Annotated in this window: 18 protein-coding genes and 1 riboswitch; of the genes, 13 read left to right on the top strand and 5 right to left on the bottom strand. The window is 68.3% G+C overall.

The genetic code is table 11. The annotated features are described in order from the left end of the window. The first annotated feature begins 126 nt into the window (after positions 1–126). The 4 genes from NS2_RS22485 to NS2_RS36235 all read left to right on the top strand — a co-directional run bounded on the left by NS2_RS22485 (position 127) and on the right by NS2_RS36235 (position 6,114). Complete coding sequence (locus NS2_RS22485) at positions 127–2,034, top strand: acyl-CoA dehydrogenase family protein (RefSeq protein WP_045435975.1); 1,908 nt, start codon at positions 127–129, stop codon at positions 2,032–2,034. Between the two features lie 295 nt (positions 2,035–2,329). Then, complete coding sequence (locus NS2_RS22490; RefSeq protein WP_033085331.1) at positions 2,330–4,687, top strand: MMPL family transporter; 2,358 nt, start codon at positions 2,330–2,332, stop codon at positions 4,685–4,687. Positions 4,688–4,804: 117 nt separating this feature from the next. Next, complete coding sequence (locus NS2_RS22495; protein ID WP_045436039.1) at positions 4,805–5,413, top strand: cytochrome b; 609 nt, start codon at positions 4,805–4,807, stop codon at positions 5,411–5,413. Further along, positions 5,410–6,114 (top strand): phosphatase PAP2 family protein, encoded by a 705-nt coding sequence (locus tag NS2_RS36235; RefSeq protein ID WP_052486544.1) that lies wholly within the window; start codon positions 5,410–5,412, stop codon positions 6,112–6,114. The genes NS2_RS22495 and NS2_RS36235 overlap by 4 nt, the downstream gene beginning before the upstream one ends. Here NS2_RS36235 and NS2_RS22505 read toward each other — a convergent pair. Both NS2_RS22505 and NS2_RS22510 read right to left on the bottom strand, forming a co-directional pair. Continuing rightward, a complete protein-coding gene (locus NS2_RS22505) occupies positions 6,067–6,957 on the bottom strand; it encodes a nuclease-related domain-containing protein (RefSeq protein ID WP_033085330.1) in 891 nt (296 codons plus the stop codon). The genes NS2_RS36235 and NS2_RS22505 overlap by 48 nt on opposite strands. 124 nt (positions 6,958–7,081) lie before the next feature. Then, a complete protein-coding gene (locus tag NS2_RS22510) occupies positions 7,082–8,791 on the bottom strand; it encodes a GMC oxidoreductase (protein ID WP_045435981.1) in 1,710 nt (569 codons plus the stop codon). 150 nt (positions 8,792–8,941) lie between these two features. On the opposite strand from NS2_RS22510, the gene NS2_RS22515 reads away from it, so the two are divergent. From NS2_RS22515 to gcvP, 7 genes are all read left to right on the top strand, one after another. After that, entirely contained in the window at positions 8,942–9,559 is a 618-nt protein-coding gene (locus tag NS2_RS22515) for a CDP-alcohol phosphatidyltransferase family protein (protein WP_033085329.1), read from the top strand. Between the two features lie 60 nt (positions 9,560–9,619). Continuing rightward, a complete protein-coding gene (gcvH, locus tag NS2_RS22520) occupies positions 9,620–10,018 on the top strand; it encodes a glycine cleavage system protein GcvH (protein WP_045435984.1) in 399 nt (132 codons plus the stop codon). Between the two features lie 185 nt (positions 10,019–10,203). Further along, entirely contained in the window at positions 10,204–10,671 is a 468-nt protein-coding gene (gene garA / locus NS2_RS22525; protein WP_033085328.1) for a glycogen accumulation regulator GarA, read from the top strand. A gap of 45 nt (positions 10,672–10,716) precedes the next feature. Beyond that, entirely contained in the window at positions 10,717–11,496 is a 780-nt protein-coding gene (gene ftsR / locus NS2_RS22530; protein WP_096490840.1) for a transcriptional regulator FtsR, read from the top strand. Between the two features lie 67 nt (positions 11,497–11,563). Beyond that, entirely contained in the window at positions 11,564–12,037 is a 474-nt protein-coding gene (locus tag NS2_RS22535; RefSeq protein WP_036546622.1) for a bifunctional nuclease family protein, read from the top strand. A gap of 217 nt (positions 12,038–12,254) precedes the next feature. Continuing rightward, positions 12,255–12,821, top strand: coding sequence for a MerR family transcriptional regulator (locus NS2_RS22540; protein ID WP_033085325.1), 567 nt, complete (start codon positions 12,255–12,257; stop codon positions 12,819–12,821). A 151-nt stretch (positions 12,822–12,972) separates the two neighbouring features. Beyond that, a riboswitch (glycine riboswitch) is annotated at positions 12,973–13,068 on the top strand. A 161-nt stretch (positions 13,069–13,229) separates the two neighbouring features. Next, complete coding sequence (gene gcvP / locus NS2_RS22545) at positions 13,230–16,112, top strand: aminomethyl-transferring glycine dehydrogenase (protein ID WP_033085324.1); 2,883 nt, start codon at positions 13,230–13,232, stop codon at positions 16,110–16,112. On the opposite strand, the gene NS2_RS22550 is transcribed toward gcvP, so the two are convergent. Further along, entirely contained in the window at positions 16,100–17,323 is a 1,224-nt protein-coding gene (locus NS2_RS22550) for an MFS transporter (protein WP_147207277.1), read from the bottom strand. The two genes, gcvP and NS2_RS22550, sit on opposite strands and share 13 nt — an antisense overlap. A 99-nt stretch (positions 17,324–17,422) precedes the next feature. Here NS2_RS22550 and NS2_RS22555 point away from each other — a divergent pair, with 99 nt between their 5' ends. After that, on the top strand, positions 17,423–17,920 hold the full coding sequence (locus NS2_RS22555) for an Lrp/AsnC family transcriptional regulator (protein WP_197707925.1): 498 nt from the start codon (positions 17,423–17,425) through the stop codon (positions 17,918–17,920). A gap of 16 nt (positions 17,921–17,936) precedes the next feature. On the opposite strand, the gene NS2_RS22560 is transcribed toward NS2_RS22555, so the two are convergent. After that, on the bottom strand, positions 17,937–18,908 hold the full coding sequence (locus tag NS2_RS22560) for a DUF2510 domain-containing protein (RefSeq protein WP_147207278.1): 972 nt from the start codon (positions 18,906–18,908) through the stop codon (positions 17,937–17,939). On the opposite strand from NS2_RS22560, the gene NS2_RS22565 reads away from it, so the two are divergent. Beyond that, positions 18,895–19,584 (top strand): hypothetical protein, encoded by a 690-nt coding sequence (locus NS2_RS22565; protein ID WP_145961816.1) that lies wholly within the window; start codon positions 18,895–18,897, stop codon positions 19,582–19,584. The genes NS2_RS22560 and NS2_RS22565 overlap by 14 nt on opposite strands. A gap of 121 nt (positions 19,585–19,705) precedes the next feature. On the opposite strand, the gene NS2_RS22570 is transcribed toward NS2_RS22565, so the two are convergent. Then, entirely contained in the window at positions 19,706–20,425 is a 720-nt protein-coding gene (locus NS2_RS22570; protein WP_033085321.1) for a hypothetical protein, read from the bottom strand. Positions 20,426–20,627: the final 202 nt, after the last annotated feature.

A 20,627-nucleotide genomic window follows, 5' to 3' on the forward strand; every position in this document is an offset into this window, starting at 1 on the left:
GGGTGCGCAGTCCGGGGCGCGCTCCGGCTTGCTCCTCGGTAGCCAACTGGTCGGTCACCAGGCAAACGTACACGGGTGCCGGAGATCACCGGGATGAGCATGGGCCGGGCAGTAGTGTTTTCGAGCATGGCGACCAGCGAGGTTTCGATTGCGGAAGAGCTACGCGCGGCACTCGACGGCCCCTGGCGCGAGGTGCGTGAACAAGCGCGCGCCATCCTCGACGACGACCGGCTCTACGGCGACCCCACTCTCGACATCACCGCGGCCCGGGCGCGGGTGCTCGAGCAGATGCACCTGGTCGCCTCCTTCGGCTGGGTCGAGCGCGGCTTCCGCCACGCCGACGGCGCCCCCGGCGATCCCGGCGCGGCGGTCACCGCGCTGGAGATGCTCGCCTACAACGATCTGTCGCTGTGGGTGAAAAGCGGTGTGCAGTGGGGACTTTTCGGGGGCGCGGTCGAGAACCTGGGCACCGAGCGCCATCGTCGCTACATCGACGAGCTGATCGCGGTGCGCCTGCTCGGCTGCTTCGCCATGACCGAGACCGGTCACGGCAGCGATGTCGCCAACCTGGAGACCACCGCCACCTACGACCCGGCCACCGAGGAATTCGTGGTGCACAGCCCGACGCCCTCGGCGCGCAAGGATTACATCGGCGGCGCGGCCGAACACGCCCGCACGGCAGCGGTTTTCGCGCAGTTGGTGACCGGCGGCGAGAGCCAGGGTGTCCACTGCTTCCTGGTGCCCATTCGCGATGACGCGGGCAATGACCTGCCGGGCGTCACCACCTCCGACTGCGGTCACAAGGGCGGGCTGCCCGGCGTCGACAACGGCCGAATCCTGTTCGACCAGGTGCGAATTCCGCGCGAGAACCTGCTCAACCGCTACGCCGACGTCGCCCCCGACGGCACCTACAGCTCCGAGATCGCCAACCCGAGCCGCCGGTTCTTCACCACCCTGGGCACCCTGGTGCGCGGCCGGGTCAGTGTCGGCGGTGCGGCCGCCGCCGCGGCGCGGGTCGCGCTCAGCATCGCCGTGCGCTACGCCGAGCAACGCCGCCAGTTCGCCGATCCCGACACCGGCGCGGAGACCGTGCTGCTGGACTACCGCAGCCAGCAGCGCCGCCTGCTGCCGCTCGTGGCCCGTTCCTACGCACTGGCTTTCGCGCAGAACGACCTGGTGCACCGCATGCACCTGGTGCAGACCGGGCAGGACACCGACCCGCTCGCCCAGCGGGCGCTGGAGAACCGCGCGGCCGGTCTCAAGGTCGCCCAGACCCGCCACGCCACCACCGCCATCCAGGAGTGCCGCGAAGCCTGCGGCGGGGCCGGGTATCTCACCGAGAACCGCCTGGTCACCCTCAAGGCCGACACCGATGTGTTCACCACCTTCGAAGGCGACAACGTGGTGCTCACCCAGCTGGTAGCGAAGGACTTGCTGACAGCCTATGCGGAGGAGGTGCGCGACCTCGACGCGCTCGGCTGGGTGCGCTTCGCCGCCACCACCGCCCGCGATGTGGTGCGCGAGCGGTCCGGGGTGCGGCAGATGATCCAGCGGCTGCGCGACCGCGGCGACGAGACTGTCGACGAGGGCGACCTGTCGCGCCGCTCGGTGCAGTTGCAGTTGCTGGCCGACCGCGAGGACTATCTGGTTCGCACCGCCGCCTACCGGCTGCGCGCCCGGGCCAAGGAGACCGGGCCCTTCGAGGCGTTCAACAACGCGCAGGACCACATCCTCGCCGCGGGCGCCGCCCACATCGAGCGAATGGTGCTGGAGGCCTTCATCGATGGCATCGCCGAGATCGCGGATCCGGAGGCGCGGGCGCTGGCCAACACCGTGGGTGACCTGTTCGTGTACTGGAGTCTCGAGCAGAATCAGGCCTGGTACATCATGCACCGGTTCATGTCGGTGGAACGGGCCAAGGCGGTGCGCCGCGGCGTCAATGAACTCGTGGACCGGCTCCGCCCGCAGGCGCTGACCCTGATCGAGGGACTAGGGGTTCCCGAGGGCATGCTGCGCGCCGCCATGCTGGACTGATCCCCGGCCGTCGCCCGGCCCGAACCCGACCGCCCGGGTCCCGCCGTCGCGCACACTGAACCCAGTCGCCCTGAACACCGAACGTGCTGTCGCGCGCAGTGAACCGGCTGGAGCGCGCACTGAACCCGATTGCCGCCGTGCCTCGTTGAGAGGTTGTACACAGACACCGGTACCCATGCTGTCGGACCCCGAAATGTGATCGACATCGGCCCGCGCGAGCAGGTCGAATCGCAGCGTCGCGAGGGAGAGTCATGAGCTCGGCGCGCACCCGGCCGCACGTCGGCGAGGCCACGCCATGATCGACAGGCTGATCCTTCCGGCGCTGCGCACGCCGAAACTGGTGCTGGTCCTGGTCGGCATCGCCTTCGCGCTGTGCGCCGCGGTCGGCTCGCAGGCCGCGGCGCGCCTGTCCAACGGCGGCTTCGTCTCACCCGACTCCGAATCCGCCCGGGTCACCGACATTCTCGCCCGCGACTACGGCGTCTCCGGCATGCAATTGGTCCTGACCGTCGACTACCCGGGCGGCGTGCGGGCCACCGCGCCCACCACCCGCGGTCGCGAGATCGTCCAGCAACTCGAGGGCGATCCCCGTGTCGCGCAGGCCGTCTCGCCGTGGACCGAGCCCGCGCTGGGCGACACCCTGATCAGCGTGGACGGCAAGACCGCCCTCATCGTCGCCACCGTGCGCGGCGACGAGAACATCGCACCCGCCATCGCCCGCGCCCTCGCCGACGAATTCACCGCCGCGCCGCGCGGACCCGCCGTGCGGGACACCGTTTCCCGGCAGGGCGGGTCTGGTGAGCAAGGCGGGTCTGGTGAGCAGAGCGGGTCTGGTGAGCAGAGCGGGTCTGGTGAGCAGGGCGGGTCTGGTGAGCAGGGCGGGTCTGGTGAGCAGGGCGGGTCTGGCGGGCAAGGCGGGGTGGGTGAGCAGGGCTCGGGTGGTGGGCGGGTGGACGGTGTCGAGGTGCGCGCGGGTGGGCAGGCGCTGGTGTGGGCCGATACCGCCCGGCAGACCGAGCGGGATCTGGGTGTCGCGGAGGCGATCGCGCTGTCGCTGACGTTCCTGCTGCTGGTGTGGTTTCTGAGAAGCTTTGTGGCGGCGTCGATTCCGTTCCTGGCGGGCGTGGCCGCCATCGCGGGCGCGAGCGCGGTGCTGTACCTGCTGACCTTCCTGGTCGACCTGTCGGTGTTCGCGCTGAATATCGTCACGGCCATCGGGCTGGCGCTGGCCATCGACTATTCGCTGCTCATCATCGGTCGCTACCGGGAGGAGATCGCCCGGGGCCGGGATCGGACGGGGGTGCTGATCGTGGCCATGCGGCGCGGTGGCCGGGCGGTGGCGTTCTCCGGCGTCACCGTGGGGATCGCGCTCATCGGAATGTCGTTCTTCCCCATGGTCTTCCTGCGCTCGCTGGCGCTGGCGGGGCTGGCGGTGGTGGCGTTGTCGATAGTGCTGGCGCTCACCCTGGTGCCCGCGCTGCTCATGCTGCTCGGCGATCGCATCAATCGAAAACCGTTGCGGGAGGCGCGACCGGTCGAGCGGGGCCTGCTGTACCGGGCAGCACGCGGCGTGCAACGGCGGCCCGCGCTGTGCGCACTACCGGTACTGGCGCTGCTGGTGCTGCTCGGCTCGCCGATCGTCGGGCTGCGGCTGGGTATGCCCGACGACCGCGTGCTGCCCGCCGCCGCGCCCTCGCGCGAACTGGGGGAGGTGCTGCGAAACCGGTTCGCGGACAATCCCGTCGGCACGGTGCACATTCTGCTCACCGGCCGGGCCGGCGAGAGCACCGCGTACGCGTCGGCGCTGTCGGAGGTCCCGGGCGTGCGCAGGGTGATCGCGCCCGCCGCGATATTCACCGACGGCCGCCAGACCGGTCCCGGCGATCCGGCCGCCGCCGGGCCGGGCACCGTGCACCTGAGCGTCGGCGTCCCCGGACCCCTGGACCCGTATTCGCCTGCGGCGCAACGCCTCCTCGACCGGCTGCGCGCCGTGCCCGCGCCGGGACCGGTGCTCCTCGGCGGGCTGGCCCAGCAGAACGCGGACGCCGCCGCGGGCATCGCGCAGGGCTTCCCCGGGGCGGTGACCTGGATCGCGGTCGTCACCTTCGTGCTGCTGCTCCTGCTCACCGGGAGCGTGGTGATGCCACTGAAAGCCCTTGTGCTCAATACACTCTCGCTCTCGGCCACCTTCGGGGCGCTGGTATTCGTCTTCCAGTGGGGCCATCTCGGCGGCCTCGGCACGCTCGGCACCGGATACACCATCGCCACGCTGCCGGTGCTGCTGTTCTGCGTCGCCTTCGGCCTGTCCATGGACTACGAGGTCTTTCTGCTGGCCCGTTTCACCGAGGAATGGGAGCGCTCGGGCCGGACCCGCGCCGACAACGACGATGCCGTCGCCCTGGGCATCGCCCGCTCCGGCCGCATCGTCACCGCCGCGGCCCTGCTCATGGCCGTGGTCTTCGCTGGCATCGCGGCCAGCGGCGTCACCATGAACCGCATGCTCGGCGTCGGCCTGGCCCTGGCCGTCCTGATGGACGCCACCCTGGTCCGCATGATCCTGGTCCCCGCCTTCATGCGGGTCCTGGGCGCCGCCAACTGGTGGGCTCCGGCCCGCTCGCGCCCGCTGCTGGACAGGGCCGCCCTGCGCGAATGAACCGGTGAGAATTCTTACCGAACCGTGAGCCCTTGCCGCCTGCCGCCGTGTCGGTTCGGTCGCGGACCCGGCCGCACGGCATCGTGCCCCTTGTTCACCCAGCGATACGAGGAGCAGATGAATGGGCGAAGAAAGCGGTCCACTACGGGCCCCACGGCGGCGCGCCCGGCGCAATTCGACCTGACGGCCCGCATCCTGCACTGGCTGATGGCGGTGCTGGTGGTGGGCATGCTGTTCCTCGGGGCCGCCATGGTCGGCTCGATCGGGCACTACGGCCTGCTGCTGAGCATCCACCGGACGGTCGGTTGCGGGATTCTGCTGCTCGGCATCCTGCGCCTGACCAACCGGCTGGTGCGGCGTGCGCCCGTCCTGTCGCCCGCCGAGCGCCGGATCGCGATGGCCTCCGAACTGTCCCTGTACGCGCTGCTGCTGGTGCAGCCCGTGCTCGGCTGGGCGCTGGTGTCGGCCTCCGGGATTCCGGTCCGCATCGGCAGCGCCGATCTCGGCTTCGTGCTGCCCGGCATCGCACCGGAGAGCGCGCAGCTCTACGCGCAGCTGCGCACCCTGCACGCCTGGGCGGCGTATCTGCTGCTGGCACTGTTCACCGCCCACATGTGCGCGGTGCTGTGGCATGTGCTGGTGCTGCGCGACGGTCTGCTGCGCCGCATGCTCGGCACGCGCCGGGCCCGGAGCACGGACGGGGACGTCGGTATCGTGCAGCCGTGACCAGATCCACCGCGCCCGCCCCCGCCCCGCCGGACCATCCGCTGCGCCGGGCGGCCCTGCCCGCGGTCGTGCTGGCCGCAGTGATCGTGACTCTGGTTGTGCCGCTGTCGTTTCCGGCGGGCGGGGGATCGACGGGCGCGGATCTGCTGCTGGAGCGCAACATTCACGCGGTACTGGACGCACACACGTGGGTCTACCGGGTGCTGGTGTTCCCCAGCAACAGTTACGTGGTGCTGCCCCTGCTCGTCGCCTCGGCCGCCTGGTTCGCCTCCCGGCGGCAGTGGTGGGCGGCGGGGTTCGCACTGGTCGCGCCCGAGCTGGTGGTGGCGGTGAATAGCTTTGCGCTCAAACCGTTCTGGGATCGCAAGCTCGACCACTACCTGGCCTACCCCAGCGGGCACACGGTGCAACTGGTGGCCGTCGTCACGGCCTTCGCGTTGGTGAGCGAGTCCGCGCGGGTGCGCACGGTGACCGTGATCGTGATGGCGGTGGTGCTCCCCGCGGTCATGATCGGCATGGTGGGGCTCGGATATCACAATCCGACCGACGTGCTCGGCGGAACGGCCGCCGCGGTCGCGCTCGTGACCGCGGCCTATCCGCCGTTCCGCTATTTCGCGGTTACGCCACGCGCGGTGGCGATTTCGGGCCCCGGGCTAGTACGACAGGATCGTCGCGAGGATGAACCAGACGCCCCACAGTAGGGCGAAGAAGAAGCCCAGCGTGAGCATCACCCGCATGAACCCGCGGCCCACCTCGATCCGGTCGTCGCGGCGCGGGTAGAGCTTCCACGGACTGAACCACGGCGCGGGAATCGACAGGCCCGGCCCCGCCGACCCGTGCTCGCGTTCCAGGCGCGCCTGCTCCTCCGCATACGCCTCGGCCTGGGCCTGCTGCGGGCCGCCGTGCCACAGCGACACGTCCACCGGCCCCAGGAAACCCTCGTTGATCAGGTCCTGCGGGGCGGGCAGGTACGGCAGGATGCCCAGCCCGCGGAACGCCCACGCCACATCATTGGCCGACCACTGCGGCCGCCCGCGCGAGAGCAGCCCGGTGAAGTGGTCGCGCAGCGCCCGCTCGTCTCCCAGCAGCACCTGGAAGCTGGGATCGCTCCACAGCTGCCGGACCCGCAGATTCGAGCCCGGCGGCGGGACCACCAGCACGATGCCGTGGATGACGCGCTGCCCCAGCCCGCGCTCGGCCAGCCAGTTCTGCAGCGCGAAGGTGTGATCGCGGGACTTGTCCAGCGGGGTGCGCTGGCCGCCGCCCTCGAAGGAGATGATCCGGTCCCCGACCCGCCACGGGCCGTTGACCGGGACCTCCAGCTCACCGTCGAGCTTCTCCGAGAGCGCCTCGGCCTCGATCACCACGCAGCTGGTCGGCGTCCACACCACCGCGTCGAACGGATGCAGCTGATTGCTGTGGAACAGACTGCAATTGACGGTCGCGACACCCTTGGGATCGGTGGCGCCCTTCCAGGTCCGCAGCCAGTCGATGAGAACCTTCTCGGCGTGCGTGCCGGCGGCGTTCTGCACTCGGACGAGCATCGGCTCTCACCTTCCTCGTCGAATCGATACCGGGAATGGTACGGGCACAACGCACCAAACTACCGCCGGGCACGCCGCCGCGCTCGATGACGCGGCGGAGCGGGATCGGTTGGCGGCGAGTTCTTTACTGGTTGACGGGCAGGGCGGGATCGGTCGGGAATTCGGTGGGGAAGATCGGCAGCCGCAACGCGCCCGGCGCGAAGTCCGGCACCACCGCGTGCTTGGGTGCGACCGGGTTGATGCGGCGGTACGGCGAACCGGGTTCGGGACGCGGGTCGGCCTCGTTTCGGTTGGGCCAGAACGCCATTGCGCGCTCGGCCTGCGCGGTGATGGTCAGCGACGGGTTCACTCCCAGGTTGGCGGTGACCGCCGAGCCGTCGGCGATGTGCAGGCCCGGGTACCCGTACACGCGCTGATACGGGTCCACGACGCCGCTTTCGGGGCCCTCGCCGATGACGCAGCCGCCGATGTAGTGCGCGGTGGCGGGAATGTTGAACACATCCATGGCCAGCATCTGCACGTCGCCGTCGACTTTCTGCCCGAACCGCCGCCCGACATCGTGAGCGAGCGGGATCCAGGCCGGATTCGGCTTGCCCGTGCCCGCTTTGGTCTCGAGCAGCCCCCAGCGCCGGAACGAGGTCAGCGAGTTGTCCAGGGACTGCATGACCAGCAGGATGACCGACTTCTCCGAGGCCCGGCGGGCATTGAGGCTGCGCGCGAAGACCACCGGGTGCAGGAGCATGGCCAGCAGGAACCGCAGGAACCGGAACGCGCCGCCGTCGACCAGCGGCACCGACAGCGGGAACAGGCCGTTCTGGCCCTTGCCGTAGTGGCAGACCTCGATGTGGGTGTCGGGCTCGGGATGGATCGAGGAGGTGATGGCGATGCCCTCGGCGAAATCGTCGCGGGCCTTGCTCACCACGTTCAGGATGGCCTCGGAATTGGACCGGGTCAGCTCGCCCAGCCGCGGCGACAGATTCGGCAGCACGCCCTCGTCGCGCATCTTGTGCAGCAGTTTCTGGGTGCCCAGCGCGGCCGCCGCGAACACCACCTGCTCGGCGGTGAACACCTTGCGGCCCTTGCGAACCCAGCGATCCGAGCGGGCCGTCTCGATGGCGTACCCGCCGCCGGTCATGGGGCGCACCTTGGTGGCGGTGGTCAGCTCGAAGACGTGCGCACCGGCCTGCTCGGCCAGGTAGAGATAGTTCTTGGGCGTGGTGTTCTTGGCGTTGTGCGGGCAGCCGGTGAAGCAGCGCGCACAGTGGATGCAGCCGTTGCGACTGGGCCCGGCCCCGCCGAAGTACGGATCGTCCACCTCGACGCCCGGCTCGGCCTCGTTGAAGAACACGCCCACATCGGTGGCGTGGAAGGTGTCCGCGACGCCCAGATCCTCTGCCACCGAACGGATCACGTCATCGGCCGGCGTCATCCGCGGATTCGGCGCGACACCCAGCATGCGCTGCGCCTGGTCGTAGTAGGGCGCGAGCTCGGCGCGCCAGTCGGTGATGTGGGCCCACTGCTTGTCGGTGTAGAACGCGGGCAGCGGCTCGTAGAGGGTGTTCCCGTAGATCAGCGACCCGCCCCCGACCCCCGAGGCGGAGAACACCGCGCACTTGCCCAGCACGCTGATCCGCTGCGTCCCGGTCAGCCCGAGCCGCGGGGCCCAGATCGACTTGCGCACATTCCAGTTCGTCTTGGGGATGTCCTCGGCGTTCCAGCGTCGTCCGGACTCGAGCACCGCCACCCGGTAACCCTTCTCGGTCAGGCGCAGCGCACTCACGCTCCCCCCGAACCCGGAACCGATAACGACGACGTCATAGTCGAAGTCGGGCATGGTCTTACCTCTCCCTGCACCCCTGGATGAGAAGAATCAGGTCCGATTCTCTCACCTTGTGTATGGCGCAGACCATATCGGTTCCGTCCACCGGTGGCGAGGCGGCGTGCCCGGATGGAGATGCTGAGGTAATTGAGGTAAGACCGGTCTGTGACAACCGAGCGCAACGCCGAACCGGTCTACAGCGACCGGGTATTCACCGTGCCCAATGTATTGAGCGTGCTGCGGTTGATCGGCGTCCCGGTTTTCCTGTGGCTGCTGCTGGTCGAGAAGGCCGACGGCTGGGCCTTCGCGCTGCTGGTCGCCAGCGGTATCACCGACTGGCTCGACGGCAAACTGGCCCGCCTGCTGGATCAATCGTCCAGGCTCGGCGCGCTGCTGGACCCGCTGGTGGACCGCCTCTATCTGCTGGCAACCCTGGGCGGCTTCCTGATTCGCGGCATCCTGCCCTGGTGGGTGGTGCTCATCCTGATCGCCCGCGACGGGATCTTGACCCTCACCCTCGGCATCTACCGCCGCCGCGGTCTACCCCCGCCGGAGGTCATCTACCTGGGCAAGGCCGCCACTTTCGCCCTCATGTCCGCTTTGCCCTGGTTGCTGGCCGGGCAGATGGATTGGGCCGCCGCGGGTTTCGGCCGGGCCTTCGGTGGGGCATTCTTGATCTGGGGCACGGTGGTTTACGTCTGGACCGGAATCCTGTATCTCGGCAAGGCCGTCGCCGTGGCCCGAGCGATACCGCCCGTGCCGCACCATGATCACTCCCGATAGGGTGTGCGCGGACGGATCGACGACGATCCCGAGAGGACGCCCGTTGAAAGGACACTGCCTGTGACCGCAGTACCCGAGGATTTGCGCTACTCCGAAGAGCACGAGTGGGTGAGCAAGGTGGGTCCGACCCGGGTGCGGGTGGGCATCACCGATTACGCGCAGTCGCAGCTGGGTGACGTCGTGTTCGTGCAGCTGCCCGCGATGGACACCGAGGCTCCGGCCGGCGAGAGCATCGCCGAGATCGAATCCACCAAGAGCGTGTCGGACATCTACGCCCCGCTGGCCGGGAAAGTCGTTGCGGTGAACGATCTTCTGGACGGCGAGCCCGAGACCGTCAACTCCGACGCCTACGGTGACGGATGGCTGTTCGAGCTCGAGGTCGACTCCGCCGAGGCGCTCGACGCGGCGCTCGGAAAGCTCCTGGATGCCGCAGGTTATCAAGGAGTTATCGGAGGCTGAAGGAGCCTTCACAGTTCTACCTGCACGGGTACGCCCTGGCAGGGTACGGTCAATGCCAACAGAAGTGCGCGCAGCCGGTGCCCGGAAAATCCGGACCCGCTCGAAGCGGGGAGCGGCCGGAGTGCCGCATCGCTGAGGGCATCAACTGCTTGCATGGATTATTCGGTTCGAGGAGGAGAGCAAGGGTGAGCGAGAACAAGGACCCGGGTTACCAGGAAACGGCAGCAGAGACCACTTCGGTGTTCCGTGCCGACTTCCTGAACGAGGTCGACACGTCGCGCCCCGAGCAGACAGGCGAGCAGCCGGTACAGGGAGTCGAGGGTCTGCCCGCGGGCGCGGCCCTGCTGGTGGTCAAGCGTGGTCCGAACGCCGGTTCGCGATTCCTGCTCGACCAGCCGACCACCTCGGCGGGCCGCCACCCCGACAGCGACATCTTCCTGGACGATGTCACCGTCAGCCGTCGCCACGCGGAATTCCGCCAGGACGACGACACCTTCCAGGTGGTCGATGTGGGCAGCCTCAACGGCACCTACGTCAACCGGGAGCCGGTGGATTCCTCGGAACTGCAGAACGGTGACGAGGTCCAGATCGGCAAGTTCCGCCTGGTCTTCCTGACCGGCCCCAAGCCGGTTTCGAGCGATTCGGCTCTATAGGGACCGAGCGGAATGACTGGCGCAGCGCAGTGGACGCGCGGAGGCATGTCGATCGGCTCCGTGCTGGATCTCCTGCGTCCGGATTTTCCGGACATCACCATCTCCAAGATCCGATTCCTGGAATCGGAGGGCCTGATCAGCCCGGAGCGCACGCCCTCGGGGTACCGCCGCTTCCACGTGGCCGACGTCGAGCGCCTGCGCTTCGTGCTGACCGCGCAGCGGGATCAGTACCTGCCGTTGAAGGTGATCAAGGAACAGCTCGAAGCGATCGACAGTGGGGCGGCGACGCTCGGGGTCCGCGAGGCGCGGGCCCGGGCGAACGCTGTGGGAGGGGTCATGCCCGATGCCAGAAACGGGTCCGTCGTGCCCGACCCCGCCGCCAATGGCGGCCGCCTGCGGCGGCTGAACGCCGTGCCCGGTGAGGTTTCGCCCGAGGAACTCCGGTTCGATCACGAGATCCGGATCACCCGGGCGGATCTGCTCGAACAGGCCGGGATCGACGAGAAGTTCCTGACCGAACTGATCCGCGCCAACCTGATCACCCCCGGCGCGGCAGGCTATTTCGACGGCGACGCCGTCACGCTGGCCCGCACCGCCAAGGCCCTGAGTGAATTCGGTTTGGAGGCAAGGCATCTGCGCGCCTTCAAGCTGGCCGCCGATCGCGAGGCCGCGATGGTCGCGCAGATCGCGGCGCCGATCGCCAAGAGCCGCGACGCGGATGCCCGCGCCCGGGCCGAGGAGACGGTGCGCGAGTTGGCGGCGCTGTCGCTGACGCTGCACACCTGCCTGGTGAAGACCTCTGTGCGCGCTTCCCTCGGCGGCTGAAATCTTCGCCTAGACTCGGTATTACAGCCGGGGGCTGGCGGCCGGTGTGGATTTGGGAGGCAGTGCGATGAGCGAAATGCGTGTGATCGGCATCCGTGTCGAACAACCACAGAATCAGCCCGTGCTGCTGCTGCGAGAGGTTTCCGGCGACCGGTACCTTCCCATCTGGATCGGCCAGGCCGAGGCCACCGCGATCGTGCTGGAGCAGGAGGGCGTGACTCCGATCCGCCCGCTCACCCACGATCTGATCAAGATTCTGATCAAGGAGCTCGGCCACACCCTCAAGGAAGTGCGGATCGTGGATCTGCAGGAGGGCACCTTCTACGCCGATCTTGTCTTCGAGAACGATCTGCGGATCTCGGCGCGACCCTCGGATTCGGTTGCCGTCGCGCTGCGGGTGGGCTGCCCGATCTTCGTGGAGGAGCCGGTGCTCGAGGAGGCCGGACTGGTCATGCCGGACGAGAAAGAGGACGAGGTCGAGAAGTTCAAGGAGTTTCTCGAATCGGTATCTCCGGATGACTTCAAGGCCACGGACAGCTGACCAACTCCTGAGCGGACGATGAACCCGGGCTGATCTCCAAAAGAGACAAATCCGTGTCTCTACCTCAGGTTTAGGGTTAAAAACACGCGCCCGTTCATGCTTGGACGGTGCCGATGCTCCCGCAACAATCAGGAGAGTAGCCTCGATTGATAGGCCAACGCTCCAGAGTCGATTGACAGAGCCCAGCCCTGATAGGCAAGCAGTAAGGGAGTAGTCAGTGGGAGATCAACCGCAACCTCGGGATGTGGTGCAGCCAGGGCTGTTCCCCGATGACACGGTGCCCGACGAACTCGTCGGCTACCGCGTGCCCAGCGCCTGTCAGGTGGCCGGCATCACCTATCGCCAGCTCGACTACTGGGCCCGCACCGGGCTTGTCGTCCCGTCCATTCGCAGCGCCACCGGATCCGGCAGCCAGCGCCTCTACTCGTTCAAGGACATCCTGGTCCTCAAGATCGTCAAGCGCCTGCTCGACGCCGGAATTTCCTTGCAGAACATCCGCATCGCCGTGGACCATCTGCGCAGCCGCGGCGTGGAAGACCTCGCCGGGATCACCCTGTTCTCCGACGGCACCACCGTCTACGAGTGCAGCTCCGCCGAAGAGGTCGTCGATTTACTGCAGGGCGGACAGGGCGTGTTCGGCATCGCCGTCAGCGGCGCGATGCGCGAGTTGACCGGGGCCATCGCCAACTTCCCGGCCGAACGCGCCGAGGTCGGCAGTACCTCGGAGCGTCCCGAGGACGAGCTGTCCTTCCGCCGCAAGGCGCGGATGAGCAAGACCGGTTAGGAACCGCTTCCCGGATGCGCGTCGCCCATAGGGCGGCGCGCATTTTCGTGTTCCGGGTGGGAGCGAATTCCGGTGCTCTGCCGTATCGGGATGTGAAACGGGGCCCAGGCAACATTCTTGTAACCTGGGCCCCCTTAGACTGGCAGTGCGTCGCAGCCGTGCGGGAGAGTTCCGGGGGTAGCCTCGGACGCCGAAGGAGCAGCACCTCCCCGTCAATCTCTCAGGCACAAGGGACCGTGCGGAGTTTCGGCGCCTCTGGAAAGTGGTGGCCTCGCGCCACCCGCCCATGGTGAAAGGGCAACGGCCGCAAGGCCGGGGTCCGAATCTCTCAGGCATCGAGGACAGAGGGGGAGGGCAGACGAAGCATCGGCCGTGTCGGCCGATACCCGCCCACCCCTTGGAGCAGCCGTGATCTGGACTCGATCCTTCGCCGACCGCCACATCGGCCCCGACAGCGGTGAGACCGGCCGCATTCTGGAGACCGTGGGCGTGGAGTCGCTGGACGAACTCGCCTCCAAGGCGGTCCCCGCGAGCATTCTGGACGCCCCCGCGGGCAATGGCCTGGACGCGCTGCCCGCCGCGGTCTCCGAGCACGAGGCTCTGGCCGAGCTTGCGGCGCTGGCGAATTCGAACACCGTGGCCACCTCCATGATCGGGCTGGGCTACTACGACACCCTCACCCCGCCGGTGCTGCTGCGCAATCTCGTCGAGAACCCGGCCTGGTACACCGCGTACACGCCGTACCAGCCGGAGATCAGCCAGGGTCGGCTGGAGGCGCTGCTCAACTTCCAGACCATGGTCGCGGATCTGACGGCCATGGAGGTGGCCAACGCCTCCATGTTGGACGAGGCGACCGCGGCGGCCGAGGCCATGACGCTGCTGCACCGGGCCAACCGCAAGTCCAAGTCGCAGCGGCTGCTGATCGACACCGATCTCTTCCCGCAGACCCGGACGCTGCTGTACACGCGCGCCGAGCCGCTGGGGATCGAGATCGTCGAGGCGGACCTGGCTCCGCGGACGCCCTCGGACCCGCCCCGGCTGCCCGAGGGCGAGTTCTTCGGCGTGATCGTGCAGCAGCCGGGCGCTTCGGGGCGGCTCGTGGACTGGGCTCCGGTGATCGAGGCTGCTCATGAGCGCGGCGCGCTGGTCGCGGTGGGCGCGGATCTGCTTGCGCTGACGCTGATTACGCCTCCTGGTGAGCAGGGCGCTGACGCCTGTTTCGGCACCACACAGCGCTTCGGTGTGCCGCTGGGCTTCGGCGGACCGCACGCCGGATACCTCGCGGTGCACAGCGCACACGCGCGGCAGCTGCCGGGCCGACTGGTCGGTGTGTCCGTGGACGCGGACGGGAGCATGGCCTACCGGCTCGCGCTGCAGACCCGTGAGCAGCACATTCGCCGTGAGAAGGCGACCTCGAACATTTGCACCGCGCAGGTGCTGCTGGCCATCCTGGCCGCCATGTACGCCTCCTACCACGGCGCGGACGGGCTGCGCTCGCTCGCGCGGCGGGTGCACGGGCACGCGCAGTGGCTGGCGGCCGGGCTCGGCGACGCGGTGGTGCACCAGAGCTTCTTCGATACCGTGCTGGTGAACGTGCCCGGTGGTGCGGAAGGCATTGTGGCCAAGGCGAAGGGGAACGGGATCAACCTGCGCCTCGTGGACGCCGACCATGTCGCCATCGCCTGCGACGAGGTCACCACCGACGCCCACGTGGTCGCGGTGCTGGACTGCTTCGGCGCGGAGATCCCGGTCGGGCCGGAGGGCGCGCTGTTCCACGGCAAGCAGCGCCCGCACATCGAGGTCCGCACCTCGGAGTTCCTGACCGCGCCCGCGTTCACCAAGTACCGCACCGAGACCGCCATGCTGCGCTACCTGCGCGCACTCTCGGACAAGGACATCGCCTTGGACCGCAGCATGATTCCGCTCGGCTCCTGCACCATGAAGCTGAACGCCGCCGCGGAGATGGAAGCCATCACCTGGCCCGGCTTCAACCGGGTGCACCCGTACGCGCCGGTCGAGGACGCGCCGGGCCTGCTGAAGCTGATCGGCGACCTGGAGGGCTGGCTGTGCGCGGTCACCGGCTACGACCGGGTTTCGTTGCAGCCCAACGCCGGTAGCCAGGGCGAGTACGCGGGCCTGCTGGCGATCCGCCGCTACCACCTGGATCGCGGTGACGCACACCGCGATACGTGCCTGATCCCCTCCAGCGCGCACGGCACCAACGCGGCTTCGGCGGCCATGGCCGGCATGCGCGTCGAGGTCGTGAAGACCCGCCCCAACGGTGACGTCGACCTCGACGACCTGCGCGCGAAGATCGCCGACCACGCCGAGCGCCTGGCCTGCATCATGATCACCTACCCGTCCACCCACGGCGTGTACGAGCACGAGGTGGCCGAGCTGTGCGGCCTGGTCCACGAGGCCGGCGGCCAGGTCTACGTCGACGGCGCGAACCTCAATGCCCTTGTCGGCCTGGCCCGTCCGGGCAAGTTCGGCGGCGACGTCAGCCACCTGAACCTGCACAAGACCTTCTGCATCCCGCACGGCGGCGGCGGCCCCGGCGTCGGCCCGGTCGCGGTGCGCGAGCACCTGGCCAAGTTCCTGCCGGGCGATCCCCTCGAACAGGGTTCGCACGCGGTCTCCGCGGCCAAGTACGGTTCGGCCTCGATCCTCCCGATCACCTGGGCCTACATCCGCATGATGGGCGCCGACGGCCTGCGCCGCGCCACCCTCACCGCCATCGCCTCCGCCAATTACATTGCCCGCAAGCTGGACCCGCACTTCCCGGTCCTCTACACCGGCGGCAGTAACGTTGACGCGGCCCGCCGCGGTGGCATGGTCGCCCACGAGTGCATCCTGGACCTGCGCGAGATCACCAAGCGCACCGGCGTCACCGTCGACGACGTCGCAACGCGACTGGCCGACTACGGCTTCCACGCCCCCACCATGAGCTTCCCGGTAGCGGGCACCCTCATGGTGGAACCCACCGAAAGCGAAAACCTCGAAGAGCTCGACGCTTTCATCGATGCGATGATCGCCATCAAGGGCGAGATCGACCAGGTCGGCTCCGGCGTCTGGCCGGTCGACGACAACCCCCTGCGCGGCGCCCCCCACACCGCCGAATGCCTGGTAGGCGAATGGAACCACCCCTACACCCGCGAGCAGGCCGTCTACCCCCAGGGCGTGAAACACGTCCGAGCCAAGATCTGGCCGTCCGTCCGCCGCATCGACGGCGCCTACGGCGACCGCAACCTCGTCTGCTCCTGCCCGCCCCTGGACGCCTACGCGGAGTGATCGCTGGCTGAGCGTCGAAAGGCTCTGCGCCCCATCGGTTCTCTGGAACCGGTGGGGCGTTCTCGAAAGAGCAGGGCCGCGGGGATCGTCAGCATCGTGAGGGACAGGGCCGCGAGCAGGCCGTAGCCCCCGATCGCGTAGCCCGCCGTGGATACCATTGTGGCCAGGGCGGATCCACCCCACACCCGCGATTCGACGGCTCCCTGGACGTGCATGCGTTCGGTCTCGGGAAGGTTGCCCGCGAGCAGGTTGCTGGCTCCGATGTGGGCGAGGTTCCAGGCGTAGCCGAGCAGGAACAGCACGAGCGCCAGGAGGGGGCCGCCGACGGTGCCCGCCACGGTGGCCGCGGTGGCCGAGATCGCCAGCAGCGCAAGGCCGGTCACGATCAGCGGACGGCCGCCGAAGCGGTCGCACAGCAGGCCGGACAGCGGTGCGAGGGCGAACATTCCGAAGGTGTGGGCGGAGATCATGGTGCCGACGACGTGCAGTCCGTGACCGTGCTGGTGGATGGCGAGCGGGGCGGCGGTCATGATCGTGGTCATGACGACCTGCGCGGTCAGCATCGAGATCAGGGCCAGCCGCATGGGCGGGCGCTGGGGCGGGCGGTCCGGTGGCACGGTGGAGGTGTCGCGGCGCAGGGTGGTCGCGGTGAGGGCCGCGATCGCGACTGACACCGCGCCGAGCAGGAAGACGGCTGTCTGCGCGGGCCGGTCCACCGCCTGTGCCGCCACCGACAGCGGGGCGAGCAGGAGCGGACCGCCCACGGCCCCAACGGTTCCTGCCCACACGACCACGGCCAACAGCGCGCCGGGGCGTCCCGGACGCAGGTCGGCGGCCGCATAGCGGGACAGCTGCGCCGCCGCAGTGCCGACCCCGAGCAACACCATGCCCGCGATCAGCAACCACACCGTCATCGTCGACAGCACCATGCACAGCCCACCGGCGACGCCGACGGCGTATCCGCTCATCACACCTGCCCGCCGTCCCCGGCGCTCCATCACCGTCGTCAATCCCGATGCGCCGAGCGCGGTGCCGAGTACCCCGGCCGCACTGGGCAGTCCCGACCACGCCGGGCCCAGTTCGTCGGCGGCGACCAGGGTGCCCATCGTGCTGGCGGTCACCATGGTCAGGCTCATCGCGGCGGCACCCAGGAACAGCGCCACCAGCCAGCGGCGTTTCAGCACCGGCTCGACGGTCTCGATTGCGGTCATGAGAAAACGCTAGAAGCCGTGCGGGCGGCAAAGAATAAGATAGTCAAGGAGATTCGGCTGGCGCGGCTGCCGATCGCAAGGTGTTCGGGAGGAATCGGTTTGCAAGCGAACAAACCCCTGGACGAGACCGACTGGAACATCCTCGCCGAGCTGCAAGCCGACGCCCGTCTGTCGTTCAACGAACTGGCCCGTCGCGTCCACCTCTCCGCCCCGGCCGTGGCCGATCGGGTGCGCCGCCTCGAGGAGTCGGGCGTGATCGCGGGCTACGAGGCCCGCGTCGATCCCCGCCGCACCGGGCTGCCGGTCCTCGCCTTCATCCAATTGCGTTGTGCCCTGGGCAAATGCCTGTTGAAAACGAGCACCGCCGAGGACTATCCGGAGGTCGTCGAGGTGCACAAGCTCAGCGGCAGCCACTGCACCCTGCTCAAGGTCCGCGCCGCCACCCTCCAGCACTTCGAGGGGCTGGCCGAGCGCATCGGCGAACACGGGACCATCGAAACCCACATAGTCCTGTCCACCCAGTACGAGGCGCGCTCGATCGTCCCGATCGATGTCGACCGCCCCGTCAGCAATCCGAGCGGTTGGCCCCAGCGCTGACACCGATGGGAGAGTTTCAAGCCCCGATGGTGCGCGAGCGGATTGCGCGATAGGCGAGGGGGACTGCCGCGAGCACCAGTCCGGCGAGCGGATCGGTGAGCGGATGATCCAGGCGCAGCCACATGTCGTATCGGTCGATCAGGTGCCGGTTCAGCGGCACCACCTCGTAGTCGATCCTGCCGATCTCCCGGTCGCCGGCGTCGCGAATGACGAAGCGGGTCGACCAACTGCCGGTGCATTTGATCGTGCCGAGTATCGCGTCCCGCTCGTCGCTCAGCGTGAACCCGGCCTTCGACGACCAGCCCTGAGTGATCTTGCCCAGCCCCGCGATTCGAGTCACGGCCTTGAACCGGACCACCTGCTGCGTGATCGTGTGGATGAGCGCGTCCCGTTCGTCGCGCAACTCCACCGTCCCGCCCGCCAGCCGCTCCAGCGTCTTCGTCCCGATCGCCACCAACGCCCCCAGGGCCACTCCGTCCGGATCGGTAATGGCCCACCCGTGATGCTCGATCAGCTCCGCCTTGTGCCGAAACACCAACGTCCGTTCGGCAAGCATCCGCGGATCAACCGAAACCTCCTGCGTCGCCGTAGTTCTCACCGGCAACGCCTGCCTGCGCTCGGTCCACCGAAACCCATCCCAAAAGCGCAGACTGCCGCCCTCGGGATACCAGCCCGCGGGCGGGAGTTGTTGCGTCATCACCTCAGCGTAAAAACCGTCCGCCCCCGGCCACACCCACCACAGGGCGACAATCCCGCATCCCGCCGAACCCATCCGCCGAGGTTGTCGGGTCTCGATGTCTTCGAGATCATTGGTTCGAACGAATCGGGGGATCATGACAACTTCATCGGACGACGTCGGTCGAGGGGAAGCGCTCACCATCGCCGAACGGATCGCTCTCTTCGCGCAGGCCAGGGAGATCGTGGGAGTCTGGACCCTGTCGCCAGGCTGTCGCCCGGCACTGCGATCGTGTTCGATGGTGTTGACCACGATGTATCTTGCGGAATTGAGACCGCGTCACGAAGCGTCGCGCCCGATGTACGCGACGATGGTCTGCTCCACCGTCAGGAGCATCTACGGCTGCTCCGACGATCTGGCGGTCCAATGGGTGGAGCGGGAACAGGCCTACCGCGCAGCGCTATCCGGACAGTCCGACTCACTCACGTTCGCCGCACGATGCGATACCGCATGGGTCTATGCGGCAGTCGACCGCGTCGACGACGGGCTCGTCGCGGCGCAAGCCATCGTCACCGAAGCTGCCCGCAGCCCGGACCCGGACAACCCGAATATGTTGCGCAGCAAGGTTTGCCTGGCGATATCCCTGTCTCGGGCCGGGCGACCCGCCGCCGCCGCCGAACTCTGCCAGCAGGTGCTGGCCACGTTCCAGTCGGGTAGTTCGGCGCAGTTGGACATCGAACTCACTCGCATCGCGCTGGGCCTGATCCAGCTCGCCGCCGGACGGCCCGGCACCGCCACCGCGCTCTTCGAATCGGCGGCCGCCGCAGTGCACCAACTCTTCCGGCGAACATCGAATCCAGAAGCCGCCCAGGAACTGGATATACCGGCCGCATGCCTGTGCCGGTTCACCATGCGCCACGGCGTCGCCATCAGCGGCCCGTCACGCAGGCCGCTCAGGCAGGCCGAACCATCCCGCTCATCCGATTGACCCCGCACGAAGCGAACTGATCCGCCCACCCGGGGATCGGGCCGGTGGAACGATTGCGCTGCATCTGTTCGGAGTGCCTGTGCCACAGCAGATATCGAGCACGGTCACGACACCACCGTAGTCAGGCTCTCTCCCTGTTGGCGAAGTCGATGATGGCGGGTGGTTCCGGTCCCGCGCCGCGGGTGATCACCCGATTCGCCTGCTGCGCACCGGTCCACGGTCCCATTGCCCACACGCAGGTGTGCAGACGGTCGAGCCACCATCCGGTGCTGCGGCAGCCCTTCCACCATTGGAAGCCTTCGTCGTAGTCGAGGGACCAGCCTTGACCGCGAAGGTGGTCGAGGACGTGGGTGAGGACATCCGCGTCTCGGATCGAGGCGGAGCCGCCGATCACGAATCGGCGGTAGCAGTAGGTCTGGGTGCTGCCCCAGCAGACCGAGGTGCGGGTGCTCAGCACCACCAAACCGGGAGACAACGACCCGAGCACGTCATCCTTCGGATAGTCGACTCCCAGTAGCCCTACCCCGGAGAGTGCGGCGACCGCCAGCACCACCAGGGTGGTGAGCACGCTCCACACCATGCTCAGGGTCACCCCGATCGTCGACCGGACCGACCTACCCGGAGCATCGAAGATCCACCCGCACAACGAGACAACGACCGCGACCATCGCCAGCCCCGCGGTCGCGGTGACCGGCTCGTCGGCCAGTGCCCAGCCGACCACCACCGCGACCTGCAGGCACGCGATGGCGAACAGCAACATGCCCAGCCGGATTCGTAGCCGCATGTCACGCGCCGCGAGCAACCAGCACGCGACGGGGACGAAGAAGATCGGACTCAACACGCCGTGAGTCCAAAGACCAGGCGTCCGGGAACATTCGCTCGAACCCGCTTTGATTTCAGCTCGGCATCCCCCCGATCCCAACGTGGACCCTCCCCGATCTCCGCAGTACTTCCAGCTCACTCGTCTCCAGCACTAGTCGCTTCTGCAGGGCGATCGGGCCGATCAGATCTCGCCATCTGTTTCGACTTCGTCGAACTAGTGT

This window comes from Nocardia seriolae NBRC 15557 (assembly GCF_007990715.1).
Lineage (GTDB): Bacteria > Actinomycetota > Actinomycetes > Mycobacteriales > Mycobacteriaceae > Nocardia > Nocardia seriolae.